Origin of the sequence: Kaistella sp. SH40-3 (assembly GCF_030686865.1) — a bacterium.
GTDB lineage: Bacteria > Bacteroidota > Bacteroidia > Flavobacteriales > Weeksellaceae > Kaistella.
The window spans coordinates 240531-259615 of sequence record NZ_JAQYUS010000005.1 but is presented as its reverse complement, the minus strand read 5'-3'; the positions used below and the strand labels follow the sequence as shown (position 1 = coordinate 259615).

At 34.2% G+C, this 19085-nt stretch carries 20 protein-coding genes and 1 pseudogene; 6 read left to right on the top strand and 15 right to left on the bottom strand.

Annotated elements, in window-relative coordinates; genetic code table 11:
* Positions 1–28: 28 nt before the first annotated feature.
* The 3 genes from PUH65_RS10380 to PUH65_RS10370 form a co-directional block, all read right to left on the bottom strand.
* Positions 29–271, bottom strand: a complete 243-nt coding sequence (locus PUH65_RS10380) for a putative signal transducing protein (RefSeq protein WP_305519932.1) — start codon at positions 269–271, stop codon at positions 29–31.
* Between the two features lie 121 nt (positions 272–392).
* Complete coding sequence (gene lat, locus PUH65_RS10375; protein ID WP_305519931.1) at positions 393–1730, bottom strand: L-lysine 6-transaminase; 1338 nt, start codon at positions 1728–1730, stop codon at positions 393–395.
* 83 nt (positions 1731–1813) lie between these two features.
* Entirely contained in the window at positions 1814–3364 is a 1551-nt protein-coding gene (locus PUH65_RS10370) for an aldehyde dehydrogenase family protein (RefSeq protein ID WP_305519930.1), read from the bottom strand.
* A gap of 218 nt (positions 3365–3582) precedes the next feature.
* On the opposite strand from PUH65_RS10370, the gene PUH65_RS10365 reads away from it, so the two are divergent.
* A complete protein-coding gene (locus PUH65_RS10365; protein ID WP_305519929.1) occupies positions 3583–3741 on the top strand; it encodes a hypothetical protein in 159 nt (52 codons plus the stop codon).
* A 2-nt stretch (positions 3742–3743) separates the two neighbouring features.
* On the opposite strand, the gene PUH65_RS10360 is transcribed toward PUH65_RS10365, so the two are convergent.
* The 7 genes and pseudogenes from PUH65_RS10360 to msrB all read right to left on the bottom strand — a co-directional run bounded on the left by PUH65_RS10360 (position 3744) and on the right by msrB (position 7998).
* Positions 3744–4289 (bottom strand): GNAT family N-acetyltransferase, encoded by a 546-nt coding sequence (locus PUH65_RS10360; RefSeq protein WP_305519928.1) that lies wholly within the window; start codon positions 4287–4289, stop codon positions 3744–3746.
* Between the two features lie 106 nt (positions 4290–4395).
* Positions 4396–4758: a nuclear transport factor 2 family protein gene (locus PUH65_RS10355; RefSeq protein WP_305519927.1), complete on the bottom strand. Its 363-nt coding sequence runs from the start codon at positions 4756–4758 to the stop codon at positions 4396–4398.
* Positions 4759–4948: 190 nt separating this feature from the next.
* A complete protein-coding gene (locus tag PUH65_RS10350) occupies positions 4949–5455 on the bottom strand; it encodes a methylated-DNA--[protein]-cysteine S-methyltransferase (RefSeq protein ID WP_305519957.1) in 507 nt (168 codons plus the stop codon).
* 27 nt (positions 5456–5482) lie between these two features.
* Positions 5483–5971: pseudogene (locus PUH65_RS10345) on the bottom strand (bifunctional transcriptional activator/DNA repair enzyme AdaA); the annotation flags it as partial.
* 121 nt (positions 5972–6092) lie between these two features.
* Positions 6093–6692, bottom strand: coding sequence for a DUF2911 domain-containing protein (locus PUH65_RS10340; RefSeq protein ID WP_305519926.1), 600 nt, complete (start codon positions 6690–6692; stop codon positions 6093–6095).
* 109 nt (positions 6693–6801) lie between these two features.
* The gene (locus PUH65_RS10335; RefSeq protein ID WP_305519956.1) at positions 6802–7335 is read right to left on the bottom strand and encodes a fasciclin domain-containing protein; all 534 of its coding nucleotides are present in this window, start codon (positions 7333–7335) and stop codon (positions 6802–6804) included.
* Positions 7336–7461: 126 nt separating this feature from the next.
* Positions 7462–7998: a peptide-methionine (R)-S-oxide reductase MsrB gene (msrB, locus tag PUH65_RS10330; protein ID WP_305519925.1), complete on the bottom strand. Its 537-nt coding sequence runs from the start codon at positions 7996–7998 to the stop codon at positions 7462–7464.
* Between the two features lie 94 nt (positions 7999–8092).
* Between msrB and PUH65_RS10325 the strand changes: the two genes are divergently transcribed.
* The 5 genes from PUH65_RS10325 (at position 8093) to PUH65_RS10305 (ending at position 12220) form a co-directional block, all read left to right on the top strand.
* On the top strand, positions 8093–8668 hold the full coding sequence (locus PUH65_RS10325) for an RNA polymerase sigma factor (RefSeq protein WP_305519924.1): 576 nt from the start codon (positions 8093–8095) through the stop codon (positions 8666–8668).
* Between the two features lie 2 nt (positions 8669–8670).
* Positions 8671–9447 carry an anti-sigma factor gene (locus tag PUH65_RS10320; protein WP_305519923.1) on the top strand — a complete coding sequence of 259 codons (777 nt, stop codon included), beginning with the start codon at positions 8671–8673 and terminating at the stop codon, positions 9445–9447.
* Positions 9448–9659: 212 nt separating this feature from the next.
* The gene (locus PUH65_RS10315; protein WP_305519922.1) at positions 9660–10610 is read left to right on the top strand and encodes a hypothetical protein; all 951 of its coding nucleotides are present in this window, start codon (positions 9660–9662) and stop codon (positions 10608–10610) included.
* Between the two features lie 11 nt (positions 10611–10621).
* Positions 10622–11482: an RNA-binding domain-containing protein gene (locus PUH65_RS10310; RefSeq protein ID WP_305519921.1), complete on the top strand. Its 861-nt coding sequence runs from the start codon at positions 10622–10624 to the stop codon at positions 11480–11482.
* A gap of 60 nt (positions 11483–11542) precedes the next feature.
* Entirely contained in the window at positions 11543–12220 is a 678-nt protein-coding gene (locus PUH65_RS10305; RefSeq protein ID WP_305519920.1) for a protein NO VEIN domain-containing protein, read from the top strand.
* A 30-nt stretch (positions 12221–12250) separates the two neighbouring features.
* On the opposite strand, the gene PUH65_RS10300 is transcribed toward PUH65_RS10305, so the two are convergent.
* From PUH65_RS10300 to PUH65_RS10280, 5 genes are all read right to left on the bottom strand, one after another.
* Positions 12251–13150, bottom strand: a complete 900-nt coding sequence (locus tag PUH65_RS10300; RefSeq protein ID WP_305519919.1) for a WYL domain-containing protein — start codon at positions 13148–13150, stop codon at positions 12251–12253.
* Positions 13151–13260: 110 nt separating this feature from the next.
* Complete coding sequence (gene carB, locus PUH65_RS10295; RefSeq protein WP_305519918.1) at positions 13261–16443, bottom strand: carbamoyl-phosphate synthase large subunit; 3183 nt, start codon at positions 16441–16443, stop codon at positions 13261–13263.
* Positions 16444–16489: 46 nt separating this feature from the next.
* A complete protein-coding gene (locus PUH65_RS10290) occupies positions 16490–16849 on the bottom strand; it encodes a four helix bundle protein (RefSeq protein ID WP_305519917.1) in 360 nt (119 codons plus the stop codon).
* Positions 16842–17948, bottom strand: a complete 1107-nt coding sequence (locus PUH65_RS10285) for a carbamoyl phosphate synthase small subunit (protein ID WP_305519916.1) — start codon at positions 17946–17948, stop codon at positions 16842–16844. The genes PUH65_RS10290 and PUH65_RS10285 overlap by 8 nt, the downstream gene beginning before the upstream one ends.
* Positions 17949–18070: 122 nt before the next feature.
* Positions 18071–18967: an aspartate carbamoyltransferase catalytic subunit gene (locus PUH65_RS10280; RefSeq protein ID WP_305519915.1), complete on the bottom strand. Its 897-nt coding sequence runs from the start codon at positions 18965–18967 to the stop codon at positions 18071–18073.
* Positions 18968–19085 lie beyond the last annotated feature (118 nt).

The following is a 19085-nucleotide window of genomic DNA, read 5'->3' as shown; positions in this document are numbered from 1 at the left end:
GTAAAATTTAAAAAATATGATTATTAATTTAGTTGTGAATTGTATTAAATTCTGATTCCCTAAGCATTTTATCAATTATGTCTAAGGCTTGTTTCTCATCTTGCAAATTCACCATTAAATGAACGGTATTCGCGGTTGGTGTAGTTGTAAAAGACATGTATTTATCATTTAAAAAAGTCATGATTTCTTGTGCTTCCAGTTTTGACTTTACCAATTGTAGTTCAGCAGGTATTTCGCTTTCAAAAACTGATACTCTTGTTTCTCTTTCCATAATTCATTTCAATTTTGATTGTTAAAATTACAAAAAAATAATTACATTTTAGTTATTAATAATCAAAAATAAATAAGGATTCAGACAGTTTACAATTTAAAACCACTTGAATCCTTTATTATTATTGCATTTTCGCAAGACAAACTTCAATCTTATCCATTGCCATTTGAATTTCTTCAGTGGTCACATTTAAATGCGGACGGAATCGAATCGATTGATCACCGCATGCTAAAATAATCACATTTTCTTCATACATTAATTCCTGCAAATGATTGCGCTCAATGCCGCTAGGTAAATCAATTGCACACATTAATCCTCGACCTCTGGCATTGGAAATTTTGTTTGGATATTTTTGGGCTAAACCTTGTAATCCCAATAATAGATATTCGCCCACCACTTGTGCATTCTCTAACAAATTCTCTTTTTCAATCACTTCTAAAACCAATTGAAATCTGATCATATCAATAAAGTTTCCGCCAAAGGTAGAATTGATTCTGGAGCTTTCTCGGAAAACATTATTTGGAATTTCATCGAACTTCTCTTTATTGGCCAAAACGCCACAAACCTGTGCTTTTTTACCAAATGAAATAATATCCGGAGCCACGCTGAAATGTTCGAAAGCCCACATTTTCCCGGTAATTCCAATACCTGTTTGAACCTCATCAAATATTAATAGTACCTCATTTTGATCACAAAGCTTTCTTAAACCCACAAAAAATTCGTCACGGAAATGATTGTCGCCACCTTCTGCCTGAATGGGTTCGATGATGATACACGCTACTTTATTGGGATTAGATAGAATTGCTTCTTCAATATTTAAAAGCGCCAAGTTTTCATTCTTAATGGTTTCTTCTAAATTCTCTTCCGTAATCGGGAAGGTCAAGTGAGGATTCAGAATTCTCGGCCAGTCAAATTTCGGGAAATACTGATATTTTCTTGGATCAGAAGTATTTGTTAAACTCAAAGTATAACCGCTTCTACCGTGAAAAGCCTGTTTGAAATGAATACATATTCCGGCTTCAAGGTCTAATCCTTTTTCGAAATTTTTACGGGTTTTCCAGTCGAAACATGCTTTCATGGCGTTTTCAACACCCATTGTTCCACCTTCGATAAAAAAGCAATACTGCAATTCTTTTGGAATCGCCACTCTTTCAAATACCGTCATGAAATCGGCAAATTCCTGAGAATAAACGTCGGCTAAAGTTGGTTTGTTCACGGCCATTTTTCCCAGCCAGGCAGATTTTTCCACTAAATAAGGGTGATTGTAACCGATAGATGCCGAGGCAAACATCGAAAACATATCGAGGTAATTTTTTCCTGTAATTCTATCATGAATCCAGGAACCCTGAGATTTATCAAAATCCATCACGAAATCGAAACCATCAGCGAGCATGTGCCTTGACAAAGTTTCTTTTACCGTATTGGTTGGTTCTGGATGAGATGCAATTGCGTTGTTCATATTTTTTCTATTAAAATTTGGAAGTGCGAAAGTCCAAAGACTGAAGTCGGAAGTCCAAGGTTAAAATTTTAGTTTCTTTATTTTTACAAATCGAATTTAATTCCCTGTGCTAAAGGCAAACTGTCGGTATAATTAATGGTATTGGTTTGTCTTCTCATGTAATATTTCCAAACATCAGACCCGGATTCTCTACCGCCGCCGGTTTCTTTTTCACCACCGAAAGCCCCACCGATTTCTGCTCCGGAAGTTCCGATATTCACATTCGCAATTCCGCAGTCGGAACCATTTTGCGAAAGGAACAATTCTGCCTGACGCATATCAGTCGTCATAATTGCAGAACTCAAACCTTGGGGAACATCGTTCTGCATTGCGATTGCCTCCTCCAAAGTTTTATATTTCATCACATAAAGAATCGGTGCAAAAGTTTCATGTTGAACGATTTCGTATGAATTTTCAACTTCCGCAATACATGGTTTTACATAACAGCCAGATTCGAAATTTTCGCCTTCCAAAACTCCACCTTCAACGATGAATTTCCCACCTTCTTTCTTACATTTTTCGATGGAATCAAGATACTGTTGAACGGCTTGCTTATCGATTAATGGTCCAACGTGATTATTTTCATCTAAAGGATTTCCGATTTTAATTTGTCCGTACGCTTTTACCAAACGGTTTTTAACGTCATCAAAAATAGATTCGTGAATAATTAACCTTCTGGTCGAAGTACATCTTTGTCCGGCAGTTCCGACCGCGCCGAAAACTGCGCCGATAATTGACATGTTTAAATCCGCATTTTCGGTGAAAATAATAGCATTATTTCCGCCTAATTCAAGAATCGATTTCCCGAATCTTTTCGCCACATTTGTTCCTACAATTCTTCCAACTTTGGTTGAACCAGTAAAGGAAATTAAGGCAACATTCTTATCATTCACCAGTTTATCACCGATTTTATGGTCGCCCACAATCATGGTAGAAATCCCTTCAGGAAGATTATTTTCTTTTAAAACTTCGGTAATAATATTTTGACAGGCGATTCCACAAAGTGGTGTTTTTTCTGAAGGTTTCCAGATGGTAACGTTTCCACAAATCCAGGCAAGTGCAGTATTCCAGGACCATACCGCAACCGGGAAGTTAAAAGCAGAAATAATTCCGATAATTCCAAGCGGATGATATTGCTCGTACATACGGTGACCTGGTCTTTCAGAATGCATGGTAAACCCATGAAGTTGGCGGGATAATCCTACAGCGAAGTCACAGATATCAATCATTTCCTGAACTTCTCCCAGACCTTCCTGAAGCGATTTTCCCATTTCATAAGAAACCAGTTTTCCTAAATCGTCTTTGTATTCACGTAGTTTTAAGCCAAACTGACGAACGAGTTCTCCTCTTTTGGGAGCGGGAATTTGGCGAAATTCTAAATACGCTTTTTTGGCTGTTTCGATTACCTGATCGTAATCACTTTCGTTTGCTGTTGTAACTTTTGCAATGAGTTTGCCATCTGTGGGCGAATAACTTTCGAGTAAATCTCCATTGGCAAAGTAATTTCCGCCGGAAGAGACGCCTTTATTTTCTTTTGTAATACCTAAATTAGAAAGGGATTTTTCGATTCCAAAATCCTGAATTGTTTGGGACATAATATTAATTTGAATTGTCCTTAAAGATAGAAAAATTACTGAAATCAGAAAAATTTTACAGGAGTTTTATTAAATTTTAAAGGAATTAATGGATTACAAAACAATACCACAAATACGATGAACAGCATACTAAACGCCCAAAATAATAAATGACATTTATTAGGTCGTTAAAATTTGAATGACTAAAATAATTGCACTAATTTTGAAAAAAGTTCTCCATGGAAAATTTACAACCTGAAGATAAAAATTCGAAATTTAAAAAATGGTTTAAGCGCGTCGGCATCGGCGGCCTTATCTTTTTTACGGTGAAAGGAATTGCGTGGCTTTTTATTTTTTATTTTGGCGCAGAACTGTTTCAGGATTGTTCCGGTAAATAGGTTTAATGTAAATTCTGCTTTAATTTCCAGTCTTCTTTTTTGATTTGAAAAACCACATTCATTTTTGAAGCCTCTCCGAAATAGGCTACTTCTTCTTCCCCCAGATTTTCTGCTCCGAGTTTATTCATGGCTTTTACCGAACGGATGTTGCCTGCACCAACATGGAAAATAACTTTATCTACGAACTGAAAAATGTAATCCAACATCATTTTTTTAACGCTGGCATTGATGTTTTTCCCCCAGGATTTAGTGCCGTAAAAAGTATAGCCAATGAAAATGCTTTTATCCTTTTCATTAAAATCATAAAATCTTGTGCTGCCTAAAACTTCATCTGAATTTTTATCAATAATCAAAAAAGCACCGTTGCTTTCCAGGGCACCAGTAAAAAAATTCTGAAAAACTTCTCTTTTATATCTTTCTTTATTAGGGTGCATCGCCCAAACTTCCGGATAAGATGCGACCACAAACAATCTCTCAAAATCACTTTCCTGCAAAGGAATCAATTTGATATTTTTATTTTCTAAAGTTGGTTGAATAGAGAAATTCATAGATGATGTTTTTCAAAGATAAAAATAAGTTTTGGCTACCGTTTAGAAATAATTAAAATTTGGGCTACCAGTCTTCTCGTATTTTATACATTTTTTTTGATGAAAATTATCCGTGGTAAACTCGGGAGAAAACAATTTTACCGTTCTTAATTTCCAGAACTTCGCCAATTTCCATATCATCTTCTCCGTCTACTCTTCGGGTATACTCCATAAAGACTTGGTCAGAATCGGCGGTTAATTTATTAACTTGATATTTTAATGTTGGCAGTCTTTCAAAGCAGTCTTTCCACCATTTTCTTAACGCCTCTTTGCCTTGTATCAATCCATTGGTTTCGGGTTCTCGGATTTTTAATTTCGGACTGAAATGTTGTGCATTGTCATCATACAGTTCAAGCAGATTTTCTAAATCCTGTTCATTGAAGGCTTTGAACCAAAGTGTTGCGATATTTTTTAATTCTTCAGGTTTCATGTTTGATGTATGATGTATGATGTTGTGAATTATTCTGAAAATTTTCACGCAAAGACGCGAAGGTTTATTTCTTTATAAAAAATTAAGGCGCAAAGTTCGCCTCTGGCGAATTGGCAGCGTGCAATTGACTTGTTAATTTCTTTATGATTTAGAAAAGAAAGATTTTAGAAAAAATTGCTTTGCTTGGAACTTAAAAAAGAATGACTTTTTCTAATTCCAATAGTTTTTGTTTTCGCCATATTCCGCCACCGTAACCGGTTAAAGTTCCATTGCTGCCAATAACTCGATGACACGGAATTAAGATGGAGATTTTATTCATTCCATTCGCATTAGCCACTGCGCGCACCTTTTTTACATCTCCTAAAATTTCAGACTGCTTTTTATAATTCCAGGTTTCTCCATAAGGAATTTTCGTTAGAACTTTCCAAACCGATTTCTGAAATTCTGTTCCGACTGGTGAAAGTGGAACGGTAAATTCTTTTCTTGCTCCATCGAAGTATTCTGAAAGTTCTTTTTCTAAAGTTTTAAAATGTAGATTTTCACCTTGAACAATCGTTGCATTTAATGATTTTGCTAAATCTTTGAATTCAGTTTCCAGCATTTTTCGATCTGTGAACTCGAGCATGCAAATTCCTTCTTCTACGGCGGCGGCGTACATAGTTCCGATGGGAGTTTCAATTCTTTTTAAATCAATGATTTTTTGGTCTTTCGAATTTTTCGGCGAAACTCCAAATACAGATTTGAAACTTTCACTAAAACCACTCAAACTTTCGAAACCACTTTCATAAGCGGTTTCCATAATATTTTCTCCTTGCTGGATTTTTTTAAACGCCGTATTTAAACGAAACATTCTTTGAAAAGCCTGAAAGGTCATTCCGTGATTTTTCTGAAACCACCTTCTTACTGTTGCAGGTTCTAATCCACGCTGAATTAAATCAGAATCTTTGAATTTCAAAGAAGGGTCTTCCCTTAATTTTTCTAAAATTTTCTGAATATATTCCGGAGTTTCGTCTGGATTTTCCAATGGCTTACAAACTTTGCAAGGGCGATAACCTTTTAAGATGGCATCTTTTGTATTTTGAAAAAACTCTACATTTTCAGGTTTTGGTTTTCGAGCAGTACAAGTTGGGCGGCAAAAGATTCCGGTCGTTTTTACACCCATCCAGAAAACGCCTTCGAAGTCAGGGTTTTTATTGAATGAGGCATTGTACATTATTTCGTTCGAGAGTTTCATCTTGTAAATTTAAAGCAAAAATAGTTTAGTGTTAATCATTTTGCAACCGAAAAATTGACAAGTATTTTCATAAAAAAAATGAACCGAAGTTCACTTTAAATTATTTTTTAGGAGCAGCATCTTTTTCGATTTGCTTAATTTCATTAAGTTTATCGATGATTTTAGCAACTGTTTCGGGCTTGGCTTCTTTTATCGGAACTACTGCTTTCGTCATATCCCATTTAAAAATTAAATCTGTAGAATGAACATCCATCGGGTTTAGAGAAATCTCGAACCATTCCTGTTTATCAGATAATTTCTGAACTGGAACGGTAACTTCTAAAACATTCAGTTTTTCATCATATTGATAGGCGCCCCACTGTTGAGAATCTTTATTTAAAATAATTTTCCATTCTTTATCTGTTGGAATTATAAAAAGTCCATAGGTTCCAGCCATTACATCTTTTCCACCGAAATTAACATTTTGTTCAAAGGTAATTTTTGTAGCAGAGTTTGCACCAGCTCGCCAAACTTTTCCAAAAGGAACGAGTTCTCCAAATACCTTTCTACCTTTAACACCTGGTCGGCTATAATCAACCGAAATTTTGGTCATTGAGAATTGCTGTTCTACTTTCTCGCGTGGACTTGCGGTAGGAACATTATACTGAGAAAATCCCAAAAAAGAAAATGATAACAATACCGTTGCGAATAATTTTTTCATAAATCGTATTTTAAATATTAATGAAGAGCGGCTTAAAAACGAATAAAGATATAAAAAAAGCCACTTAAACCGAAATCTAAGTGGCATCATTAAAAATAAAACTATGAAACTATGGCATTAAAACCGTGTCGATCACATGAATTACGCCATTTGACTGGTTAACATCTGCAATGGTAATTTGGGCTGAATTGTTTTTTGCATCTGTTACGTATAATTTTTGCCCTTTCATCCAGAAGGTTAATTCTTCTCCCTGAACTGTTTTAGCCATGTATTTTCCACCATTTTTCTTGATCCAAGTCATTAATTCTTTAGAAGAAATTTTTCCAGGAACAACGTGGTAGGTTAAGATTTTAGTAAGTGTTTCTTTGTTTTCTGGTTTTACCAAAATATCTACCGTTCCGGCAGGTAATTTAGCAAACGCTTCATTCGTTGGAGCAAAAACAGTGAAAGGTCCTTTGCTTGATAAAGTTTCAACTAAACCTGCTGCTTTTACTGCGGCAACTAAAGTCGTGTGATCTTTTGAATTTAATGCATTTTCAGTAATGTTTTTGGTAGGATACATTGGCGCTCCTCCGACCATTACTGTATTTTGTTTTTTAGCCATTGTCTGTGCATTGGCATTGTTTCCGATTGCTAGAGTCATTGTTAATGCTAAAGCTGCTGTTGTAATTTTTAAAAAGTTCATTTTAAATTGTTTTAATGTTATATATTAAATTTGTGTTATTATCATTTACGAAGTGAAATTCGATTTGGATTTATTTTTTTGAAATTATTTTGAATTTTTTACAATGGGTTCAAATTCAAGGGAAATAGAATTCATGCAATATCTTTTTTTGTTAGCCGTAGGACCATCATCAAACAAATGTCCTAAGTGCGCATCGCATCTTCCGCATCGAACTTCGGTTCTTACCATATTATAAGATTCGTCTCTTTTATAAATGACCGATTTTGGACGAATTGTTTCAAAAAAACTTGGCCGGCCACAAGTGCTTGCGAATTTTGCATCTGATTTAAAAAGAGCATTTCCACACGCCGCACAATAGTAAGTTCCAATTCCATCGAATTTATTATACTTCCCAGTATTTGCCATTTCAGTTTCATTAAGACGAGAAACGGAATATAAATCGGCATTCAAAACCTTCTTCCACATTGAATTTGGAATTTTTAATATTTTGGTATCTGTACGGGAGTAATAAGGGTTAACGATTGATTTTCCATTTACTTTCTGAATTTTCTGCGCATTCATATTTTGAAAACTCAATGATCCCAATAAAATGACTGCTCCTATTTTTATTAAATTTTTCATTATCAATATTGCTTATAAAATGATATACGGAGAACTTCAAGATTTGGTTTTATATCTTAAATAAAAAAACTACTTTTGACATCGAATAACTCTTTTGAAAAACGAAACAATTTCTCCCGACCAACTTTTATCTCTATTAATGAATAGAGATGAAAAGGGATTTAATTATTTGTACAGGAATTATTCGGGCGCTTTGTATGGGGTAATTATTAGAATCGTTCGGTATAAAGAAGAAGCCAATGAAGTTTTGCAGGATGTTTTTGTTAAAATCTGGAATTCTATAAAAAGTTTCGATGACAAAAAAGCATCACTTTACACCTGGATGTTGAATATAGCGCGGAATTCTGCCATCGACCGGTTAAAATCTAAATCTTTTCAGAACGATTTACAAAACCAAAGCATCCCCGATTTCGTAAGTGATGGTGTGGGACTTTCCACGGAACAAAATCATGAATTTAATGAAGTCGGCAAAATGGTAAATACACTAAGAGAAGGTTACAGAATCCTTATAAACAAAGCATATTTCGGTGGCTTGACCCAAGAAGAAATTGCGGAAGAATTACAAATCCCTCTCGGAACAGTGAAAACCAGAACTAGAGCGGCATTATTAGAACTAAAGGAAATCTTGAAAGAATTTAAATTTATTTTTTTATTTTTTTTACTTAAATAAAAGTGGACATTAAAACTTACATATCATCAGGCGTTATCGAAGCTTATGCGATGGGAAATCTTTCCAGCGAGGAATCTTCTATTTTAGAATGTGTGATGAAAAATAATGCAGAAGTTCAAGTTGCAGTTTTCGAAGCACAACAAACTTTTGAGAAATTGGCGACCGAACAGGCAATTGAACCAGCATCTTATTTACAAGATGCAATTCGCAGCAAATTAGAATTTGGAAATGCGGAATCATCTGACGGTAAAATAATTCCTTTAAATCAAAAAACAACCACAAAAACAACGACCAATAATTTCCCTCTTTGGATGAAAGCTGCTTCTGTAGCCGTTTTATTTGGATTGGGATATTTAGGATATGAAGTTGGATCGAAAAGTGCGCAGATTGAAAAATTCGCTCAAAATAATACGGAACTTTCAAATAAAGTTTCCAGTTTGGAAGAAATGAATACAATGTTGATGAATTCAAGAAGAATTCAATTAAAAGGCGTTGAAAAACATCCAGATATGCTGGCAGAAGTCTATTGGGATTCTTCAAATAAAGTGTACCTCGACATTAAAAATTTACCTGCTGCACCAACCGGCAGACAATATCAACTTTGGGCAATTGTAGACGGAAAGCCTGTGGACATGGGAATGTACAGTGAAAAGAAAAATGGCACCATTCAACCTATGAAATCTGTTGAGAAGCCACAAGCCTTTGCAATCACACTTGAAAAAGAAGGTGGAAATGCGACACCAACAATGGAAGAAATGTATGTAATGGGAACGATTTAAGAAAACCATTCTTTTTAAAAATATAAAAGCGAAGAATTGTTCTTCGCTTTTTTTGTGTTTAAATTTTAGAAGTGTTTTTTATATGCTTTTTGAAGCAACTGAGCCGAGTTTCTATTAATAAACAAAACATTTTACAAATAAATATTCCGACTACCTGTTTTTGGAAGTCGCTACTCTTTTCTTTGCAGTAGAATTTTAAAAACTAAAAAATTATGTCACAAACAACTTACACCGTTGAAATCCCGCCAATCCATTATTTGCTATTAGGAATGGAAACAACAAATTTCAGTAATGAAAACTATGAAATTGCAAAAGAAGAAGCACTTTCCTACTTATCCAAAGTACTGAAAGAAGCCGTCAAAAAAGAAGTCATCGAGATTTGGGATTTTGAAAATGACCAATCTTCAGATTTGGAAAAAATTACAAATCTGGACAGCACGATTAATACTCGAGAAAATGGAAATATAAATTTCGATCGAATTCTACAATGTCAAATTAGGTACACCTTTAATAAATATATTAGAAAAAATGCAGTCTTCAATCAGCATATTCATGGAAGTGCAAGAGAAAAATTAGATTCTTACGGATTTTTAGCGCTGACTGGAAGTCAATCCGAAAGACATGGCAAGTCAACAATCTTCAAAATCAAAAATGAAGAAAAAGGCGGTACCAAGAATTCTTTCTCACGCAGAAAACAAGAAAATTATCAATTAAATTATTTTGATAAACTGAAAATACAGGAAGCAACACAAATTTTTTACGATAAAGAAAATTACCATCAAAAGGAAATTTTAAATACAGATTCCTATTTAGAATTTGAAAAGATTTTTTTATCCTTTCAAAATACGTTCTTCGTCACGAAATACCTTTTTATTCCAGAAAACTATCGAAAATATTCAACCGAAATTATAGATCTTTTGGTGCAAACTTATTCAACAGAAAATAAATTTGAATTTTATGCCGATGTAGAAATAGATGGAGTTCATTTCTATGTTTATGCGCACGAAAATATTTCTTGCTCACTAACCTACTCAAAAACAGGAAAACTTTATATAAGAGATTTCAAAGGAGTGAAAGAAGTTAATAAACACACCACTTTTTCAGACATCATAGAACTCCCAACTAACGATCAAGAATTAGAAAACATTATCGAAATTATTTAAAATTAGAAATTATGCAAACCAAAAAACCGCTCATTAGTTATGTTGTAAAAACACAATATGTAATCAATAATGTAGGATTGAAAACACTTTATTTAAAAGTTTTTACTGATGAAAACATTGTGAATGCCCGTAATAAAGCATTTGAATATTACAAAACCGCAATTCATGTCTTGGAAAGTGAAGGAGAAATTACAAAAGATGCAAACTCTGAAAAAATCACCTATAAAAATCCTGAAAACTATGATCAGGGAATTGGAATTTATCTGCGTATAAATGAAGATGTAAATAAGTTTGGAATTGCAGATAAAGCAGAAACAAAATATATGATTGAAGCGCATTACAATCTTTCACATCGTGAAGCGAGAAGTATGAAAGTTGGAAATGAAACGGAGCGAAAATATTTCGAATTATTAAAATTAAAATTTGAACAAGACCAAAATAATAAAATTCCTTTTTCGGCAAGAAGATTAGGATTATTAGCAGAACTCAATCGAATTAAATCGACTTCTTTTGAAAAAATAGACTTCGTTGATTATCGAGACCGAGAAGAAAGTGTAGAACAACTTCTGGAAAGCACTTGCGCATTTTTGAACACAAACGGCGGAACGATTATTTTCGGGCAAAATCCTTCGATGGATGATGATAAAGATTTGCACAATATTTTCGGAAATGCATTTATTATTGAAAAATTACTAACTACTTCTTTTCCAAAAGAAAAGCAACATTTCACTTTTAATAAAAGAAATTTATTGGGTTATCAATTTTTAGAAATTACGATAAACAAAAACGAAACCGATTGTTTTTATGGTGGTCATTTTTATTATCGTTGTGCGGTTGGGAATATTTTGGATATAGATAGAAATTGTTTATAAAATGGTAGATTTTAGAAGAAAATTTAAGTTAAAAATGTATATTTAAGAAAAATAAAAAATATGGAAAAATTTGTATCATGGCTAGGACAGAATACTAAAATTAAGACTCCTAAAAGTTATGCGCAAGGAGTTGAAAAATTTACAGAAAGGCAAAATTTAAGTAAAATTTTTGAAGCGAATAGTTATCAACTGAATGATTTACTAAATACTTTTGATGAAAATACAATATTTGAAAAAAATGATAAGTCACATTTAAAAAGATTTGTAGAATCTAAAGGATTAGATCCAAATGAATATTCAATTTTTGATAGAAAGGAGAATGAAAAGAAATCAAAAAAAACTGAAAAGACTGCAATAAAAGATATTACTGAACATTTTACTAAAGAAGGTTATGAAGTGAAAAATGTCGAAACAGATAATTGCGGATGGGATTTAGAAGCAATTAAAGGGAACGAAAACTTATTACTAGAAGTTAAAGGCTTATCTGGTAAATTTTACACTATCAACTTAAGTGAAAATGAGTATAAAAAACTAAAAGAATTAGATAAAAAAAATCAAAAAAATTATAGAATTTGTATTGTTACAAACTGTAAATCAGCAAAATCGAAAAGAGTAAAATTATTCTTAAAATATGATGGTTCGGAATTTCTATCTGATATAAATACTCTAATAAAAAAAGAGGAAATAATTTCTGTTAGATTACGAAGTGATTCTAGTAAAAAAAGACTTAAAAACTAATATAAAGCCACTCAAAAAAAGTGGCTTTTTCTATTTATTCCTCTCAATCGCATCTTTCCACAAACCCAAAAATTTTTCCTTCAAAAACTCCGGTCCAACCACTTTTAAAGACCAAGTCCGTTTCATTATCTCCATAATAAAATCTTCATTCGGTTTTACAAAAAACTCAAACTGAATGGTTTCCTTATTTTCAGAAAGTACTTTTTGGGAAAGATGAATCGGATTGGCTTTAAGATAATGTCCGTCTCGAGGGTCAAATTCTAGAACCACTTTAACGGGTTCTTCATTGGTAAACATTCCTATTGCGTTGTGAAAAGGTGTTTCAAAATCGATTTCCTTCGGCTTAAATTTTCCTACAATTTCAATATCCCGAATTCTTTCCAACGCATAACTTTTAAAAGGGACATCGCTAGAATCTGTGGCTAAAACATACCATTTAAAATCTTTCTGTTTCAAACGATACGGTTGAATTTTTTTATTTTTCTCTAGTTCAGTACTATAATCGAAATAGGAAATTTGAAGTTCTAATTTTTCTTCAATTGCTTTAGAAATTTTAAAGAAATTTTCCAAACCTGTATTCTTTCTGGCTTCAGGAATAACGAATCCGGGCAATAGTAAATCTGTATTTAATGATGATAAAAAAATGGCAGAATTGAGTAAATCATTCTGAAAAACTCCTTCAAATTCTGTATTAATTGAATATCGATTTAAGTTATCACATTCTAAATCGATTTTCCAAGAATCTTTAATTGCAGTTTTATCATTACTAAAAGTAGTATCGGAATACTTATCCATCTTTAAACTTTTAATATCTTGATAAGATTCAAATTGTTTTTCGATTTTTCTTATAATATCTTCAACTTTTAATTTACCATTTTCATTTAAAATTGTTCGTACCAACAAAATCATTCTCAAGAATTTCCTATTCATTTTGATTTACTTTTTGTAAAAATAGTAATAAAAACCCTTCAAAGTTAAATAACTTCAAGGGCTCATTTTATGAAAACTTTCACAAAGATTTAAACTTTCACAAAGTAGAATTACATCTGCTCCATTTTGAAACTCATGCTTTCAATCACTTTTAAAATCGCTTCAACTGTATCCATTGAAGTCAAACAAGGAACACCATTCTCCACCGAAGTTCGGCGAATTTGGAAACCGTCTCTTTCGGATTGTTTTCCTTTGGTCATGGTATTTACGATGTATTGAACTTTTCCGGTTTGAATTAAATCGATCAAATTGATTTCTGGATTTTCTTCGATTTTGTAACCGATTTTTGTTGGTACGCCGTGGTCTTCAAAATATTTTGCAGTTCCTTCGGTTGCCCAAATTCTGAAACCAGTTTCCTGAAATCTTCTTGCTAATTCACACGCTTCTGCTTTGTGTTTATCGGCAACGGTGAAAAGAATTGCGCCATGCAAAGGAACTTTTCTTCCGGCACCGACTAAACCTTTGTATAAGGCTTTTTCCAGCGTGGTGTCTTTCCCCATTACTTCTCCGGTGGATTTCATTTCTGGTCCGAGGGAAATATCAACTCTCGTTAATTTTGAAAAAGAGAAGACAGGAACTTTTACGTAAACTCCATCTTTCACTGGAGCCAAACCGTTTTTGTATCCGAGATCTTTTAATTTTTTTCCGAGGATTACTTTCGTGGCTAAATTCGCCATTGGAATTTCTGTAATCTTCGATAAGAAAGGGACGGTTCTACTCGATCTTGGATTCACCTCAATCACATAAACTCCGCCTTGATAAAGAACATATTGAATATTCATTAACCCAATTACATTCAATCCTTTCGCTAATCTTTCGGTATAATCAACTAAAGTTGCGATTTGTTCAGCGTTAATATTTTGTGGCGGATAAACAGCAATCGAATCTCCGGAGTGAACTCCTGCTCTTTCGATGTGTTCCATAATTCCTGGAATCACGACTGTTTCACCATCACAAATGGCGTCAACTTCAACTTCTTTTCCAGTTAAATATCGGTCAATCAAAATCGGATGTTCTGAATTTTCCTTTACCGCATTCGTCATATAATGAGCAAGTTCCGTTTCATCATAAACGATTTCCATCGCTCTTCCACCTAAAACATAACTTGGACGAACCAAAACCGGGAATCCAATTTCATTAGCAATCACCAACGCTTCTTCTTTCGTAAAACAGGTCTTTCCCAAAGGTTGCGGAATTCCCATTTCCTGAAGTGCGGCTTCAAATTTATTTCTGTTTTCAGCGCGGTCTAAATCTTCGAGTGAAGTTCCCAAAATCTGAACTCCGTGTGCTGCTAATTTATCGGCTAAATTAATGGCAGTTTGTCCACCAAACTGTACGACAACTCCTTTTGGTTTTTCGAGTTCGATGATGTTCATGACATCTTCCTCCGTGATTGGTTCGAAATATAATTTATCGGAAATCGAGAAATCTGTGGAAACGGTTTCCGGATTATTATTAATGATAATCGCTTCATAACCCATTTCTTTAATCGCCCAAACCGAGTGAACCGTGGCGTAATCGAATTCTACCCCTTGACCAATCCGAATCGGACCAGAACCGAGAACGATGATTTTTTCTTTATCAGATGGAACACTTTCGTTTTCCTCTTCATAAGTTCCGTAGAAATATGGTGTTTCACTTTCGAATTCTGCAGCGCAAGTATCGACCATTTTATAAACCGGCATTACTCCATTATTTTTACGGAATTCAAAAATTTCTTTTTGAGTAGCGTTCCATAATGTTGCGATACTTAAATCTGAAAATCCTAATTTTTTGGCTTCGAGTAAAGTTTCTTTATCGAATTTATTTTCAGCAATTACTTTTTCAAAATCGATTAACTTTTTAATTTTCCAGATGAAAAATTTATCAATTTTGCTCCACTCTACTATTTTTTCCCAGTCGTAACCTCTTCGTAATGCATCACCAATAATGAACAAACGCTCATCATCACAAACTCTGATTCTTCTTTCAATTTCTTCGTCCGTTAAAGCAGCGGCATCTTTTGATTTCAGTCCGATATGTCTTAAACCAGTTTCCAGAGAACGGATTGCTTTCTGCAAAGATTCCTCGAAGTTTCTACCAATCGCCATGACTTCTCCCGTTGCTTTCATTTGAGTTGAAAGACGTCGGTCAGCAGTTTCGAATTTATCGAAAGGAAAACGTGGGAATTTCGTCACCACATAATCCAAAGCAGGTTCGAAACATGCGTACGTTTTTCCTGTTACGGGATTCATAATTTCATCTAAAGTCAAACCGACTGCAATTTTCGCCGCGATTTTCGCAATCGGATAACCGGTTGCTTTACTCGCCAAAGCCGATGAACGCGAAACTCTTGGATTCACTTCGATGATATAATAATCGTAAGAATTTGGATCCAAAGCCAACTGAACATTACAACCACCTTCAATTCCTAAAGCGCGAATAATCTTTAATGAAGAGTTTCGTAACATTTGATATTCCCGATCAGAAAGCGTTTGTGAAGGCGCCACCACAATCGAATCTCCCGTGTGAATTCCCACAGGATCGATGTTTTCCATATTACAAACCACAATAGCATTGTCGTTTTTGTCGCGCATTACTTCGTACTCGATTTCCTTAAAACCGGCGATTGATTTTTCAATCAAACACTGACGAACCGGTGAATATTTCAATCCGAAACTAGTAATTTCTTTCAATTCGTCATCATTGTGAGCGATTCCACCACCAGTTCCACCCATGGTGAAAGCCGGACGAACAATGACGGGATAACCGATGTTGTGAGCGAACTCTAAAGCCGATTGAACGTTATTTACAATATCAGAATCTGGAACAGGTTCGTTTAGTTCACGCATTAAATTCCGGAATAAATCACGATCTTCTGCTTGATTGATGGCGGAAAGTTTAGTTCCTAAAACTTCCACTTTACATTCTTCAAGAATTCCGGAATTTTCTAATTCTACGGCCATATTTAAACCAGTCTGTCCACCCAAAGTTGGCAAAAGCGCATCGGGTCTTTCTTTACGGATAATATGACTTACGAATTCCAGAGAAATCGGTTCGATGTATACTTTATCGGCAATTTCCACATCGGTCATGATGGTTGCCGGATTTGAATTAATAAGGATTACTTTATAACCTTCTTCTCTCAAAGATAAACATGCTTGAGTTCCAGCGTAATCAAATTCTGCGGCTTGTCCGATGATAATTGGACCACTTCCGATTACTAAAATTGTTTTTATATCTGTACGTTTCATTTTTTACTAGATTTAAGAATCAAGAACCGAGATTCAAGACTTTCAATTAGGGTTTAATATTTAAAGTGTTTTTGAATGAATAAATCATCTTTTGAATTTCCATTAAATCCAACATGAGTTTATTAACTTTATCTTCATTCAAAAGATGAAGTTCCTTCACCAAAATTAGTTGAGTTTGAAGTTCAAAAGCAGAACCAAGTGCAATTGCCAAAAAATGATTAAATTCTTTATTACTATTTCTTCCAGAACCTTCTGCAATATTGGAGGGAATAGAGACTGAACATCTTTTCATTTGAGAAATTAAACCATATTTCTCATCGCTGTTGATTTCATTACAAATAATATAAATATTCTTCGCGAGCGATATCGATTTTTGCCAGAAAAGTAATTTTTCAAAATTATGCATGATCTTGAATCTTGATTCTTGCATCTTGATTCTTGAAATTTTCCATCATTTCAATAAACTCGTCGAACAAATAATTCGCGTCTTCGGGACCTGGACTTGCTTCCGGGTGATATTGCACAGAGAAACAAGGATGAATTTTGTGTTTCAAACCTTCGTTGGTTCTGTCATTTAAAGCGATATGTGTTTCTTCTAAATCGGTGTTTATTAAAGATTTCTGATCAACAGCATAACCATGATTTTGAGAAGTAATCGCCACTTTAATTTTCTTCAGATCTAAAACAGGATGATTTCCACCACGATGTCCGAATTTTAATTTAAAGGTTTTTGCACCACTTGCTAAAGCGATTAACTGATGTCCTAAACAAATTCCAAAAATTGGAACTTTACCTAAAAGTTTTTGAATCATTTCTGTTGCACCTTTTACATCTTCAGGATCTCCAGGACCGTTGGAAAGCATGATGCCATCTGGATTGATCAATAGAATTTCTTCAGCGGTTGTATCCTGAGAAACTACGATCACGTCGCAATCTCTTTGAGCAAGTTCACGCAAGATTCCGAGTTTTGAACCGTAATCAACTAAGACTACTTTCAAACCTCTTCCCGGATTTGCATACGATGTTTTGGTAGAAACCTGAGCAACCTGATCAGTGGCTAAAACAGATACTTTTAAATTTTCGATCACTAAATTTTCATCAGCATCGTAATTTACTATTTTACCTTTTACAACGCCTGAATTTCGCAGAACTCTTGTTAATCTTCTGGTATCAATTCCCGAGATTCCGCAGAGATTTCTTTTTTGAAAAAATTCATCCAAATCCATTTGGGTTCTGAAATTGGAAGGAAAATCACATACTTCTTTAACAATTAAACCTTTGATTGCAGGTTCAATACTTTCGTAATCATCGCGGTTAATTCCGTAATTTCCGATGAGTGGATAAGTCATACAAACGATTTGCCCGCAGTAGGAAGGATCAGATATCAATTCCTGATAACCGGTCATTCCGGTATTGAAAACGACTTCGCCTTCAATATCCTGATTGGCTCCGAAACCTTTTCCATGGAAAACTTCGCCAGATTCTAAAATTAATTTCTTTTTCATTTTTACTTTTTACTAAATCTTCACTTTTTATTTTTTAGAAAAAAGACGCAAGAATTTCTTTCATAATACTGCGTCAATTACATTTACCAAGGAACGAACCTTAGCAATTTTATAGATTTATTTTACTCGAATTCAAATCCTTTTGCTTCCAAGGCAGTTTTCAAAATGGCCATTCTTGCAAAAACGCCGTTTTCCATTTGTTTAAAAATCCGTGAACGACTGCATTCTACCAATTCATCAGCAATCTCAACTCCTCTGTTAATCGGGGCTGGATGCATAATAATCGCATCTTTCTTCATTGCTTTTTCGCGTTCTGTAGTTAGACCAAACTGACGGTGGTATTTATCAGAAGAAAGTTTTAATTTTTCGTCGCTATCGTGTCTTTCATGTTGAATTCTCAATAACATCAAAACATCAACTTCTTTTACCAAATCATCGATGGATAAATATGTTCCATTAATAATTGTTCCTTCATCAAACCATTGTTCCGGACCTGAGAAATAAACTTTAGCACCCAGTTTTCTTAAAACTTCTGCATTAGAATTTGCTACACGGCTGTGTTTTACATCTCCAACAATTCCTACTTTTAACCCTTTAAATTTTCCGAATTCCTGCTGAATCGTCATTAAATCTAAAAGATTTTGAGATGGATGATTGCCGGTTCCATCGCCACCATTAATGACAGCAATATCAATGTCTTTGAATTCATCATAGAATTTTTCTTTTTTGTGACGGATCACACAAAGATCGATTCCAAGACTTTTCAATGTTTTCACCGTGTCATAAAGTGATTCTCCTTTATTAACGGAACTTGCGGAAATATCAAAAGGAACCACGTTCAAACCTAACTTTCTTTCGGCAACATCAAAACTTGTTTTTGTTCTGGTGCTGTCTTCAAAAAAAAGATTGGAAACATAGATTTCACTTTTGGCTTTCAACACTTTACCTTTCGAAAACTCGTCGGCTTCCTGAAGCAATTTGTTAATTTTTTCTACGGATAAATCGGCTGTTCTGAGCATAATTTTAGTTTTTAAATCAAAAAAAAACGAAGCCAAAATGACTTCGTTGTTAATAAATATCGTGAATATCGGCATTGCTGCCTTTATGTAAATCGTCTAATGGAAATCTTCTTTTCAT

What these genes read in the sequence shown, in the direction of transcription:
- PUH65_RS10335 (WP_305519956.1), bottom strand. Translation starts at nt 7,335, where the DNA reads ATGACTCTAGCAATCGGAAACAATGCCAATGCACAGACAATGGCTAAA.
- PUH65_RS10380 (WP_305519932.1), bottom strand. Translation starts at nt 271, where the DNA reads ATGGAAAGAGAAACAAGAGTATCAGTTTTTGAAAGCGAAATACCTGCT.
- PUH65_RS10360 (WP_305519928.1), bottom strand. Translation starts at nt 4,289, where the DNA reads ATGAATTTCTCTATTCAACCAACTTTAGAAAATAAAAATATCAAATTG.
- PUH65_RS10315 (WP_305519922.1), top strand. Translation starts at nt 9,660, where the DNA reads ATGTCACAAACAACTTACACCGTTGAAATCCCGCCAATCCATTATTTG.
- PUH65_RS10300 (WP_305519919.1), bottom strand. Translation starts at nt 13,150, where the DNA reads ATGAATAGGAAATTCTTGAGAATGATTTTGTTGGTACGAACAATTTTA.
- PUH65_RS10280 (WP_305519915.1), bottom strand. Translation starts at nt 18,967, where the DNA reads ATGCTCAGAACAGCCGATTTATCCGTAGAAAAAATTAACAAATTGCTT.
- PUH65_RS10370 (WP_305519930.1), bottom strand. Translation starts at nt 3,364, where the DNA reads ATGTCCCAAACAATTCAGGATTTTGGAATCGAAAAATCCCTTTCTAAT.
- lat (WP_305519931.1), bottom strand. Translation starts at nt 1,730, where the DNA reads ATGAACAACGCAATTGCATCTCATCCAGAACCAACCAATACGGTAAAA.
- PUH65_RS10365 (WP_305519929.1), top strand. Translation starts at nt 3,583, where the DNA reads ATGGAAAATTTACAACCTGAAGATAAAAATTCGAAATTTAAAAAATGG.
- PUH65_RS10355 (WP_305519927.1), bottom strand. Translation starts at nt 4,758, where the DNA reads ATGAAACCTGAAGAATTAAAAAATATCGCAACACTTTGGTTCAAAGCC.
- PUH65_RS10340 (WP_305519926.1), bottom strand. Translation starts at nt 6,692, where the DNA reads ATGAAAAAATTATTCGCAACGGTATTGTTATCATTTTCTTTTTTGGGA.
- PUH65_RS10310 (WP_305519921.1), top strand. Translation starts at nt 10,622, where the DNA reads ATGCAAACCAAAAAACCGCTCATTAGTTATGTTGTAAAAACACAATAT.
- PUH65_RS10290 (WP_305519917.1), bottom strand. Translation starts at nt 16,849, where the DNA reads ATGCATAATTTTGAAAAATTACTTTTCTGGCAAAAATCGATATCGCTC.
- msrB (WP_305519925.1), bottom strand. Translation starts at nt 7,998, where the DNA reads ATGAAAAATTTAATAAAAATAGGAGCAGTCATTTTATTGGGATCATTG.
- PUH65_RS10285 (WP_305519916.1), bottom strand. Translation starts at nt 17,948, where the DNA reads ATGAAAAAGAAATTAATTTTAGAATCTGGCGAAGTTTTCCATGGAAAA.
- carB (WP_305519918.1), bottom strand. Translation starts at nt 16,443, where the DNA reads ATGAAACGTACAGATATAAAAACAATTTTAGTAATCGGAAGTGGTCCA.
- PUH65_RS10305 (WP_305519920.1), top strand. Translation starts at nt 11,543, where the DNA reads ATGGAAAAATTTGTATCATGGCTAGGACAGAATACTAAAATTAAGACT.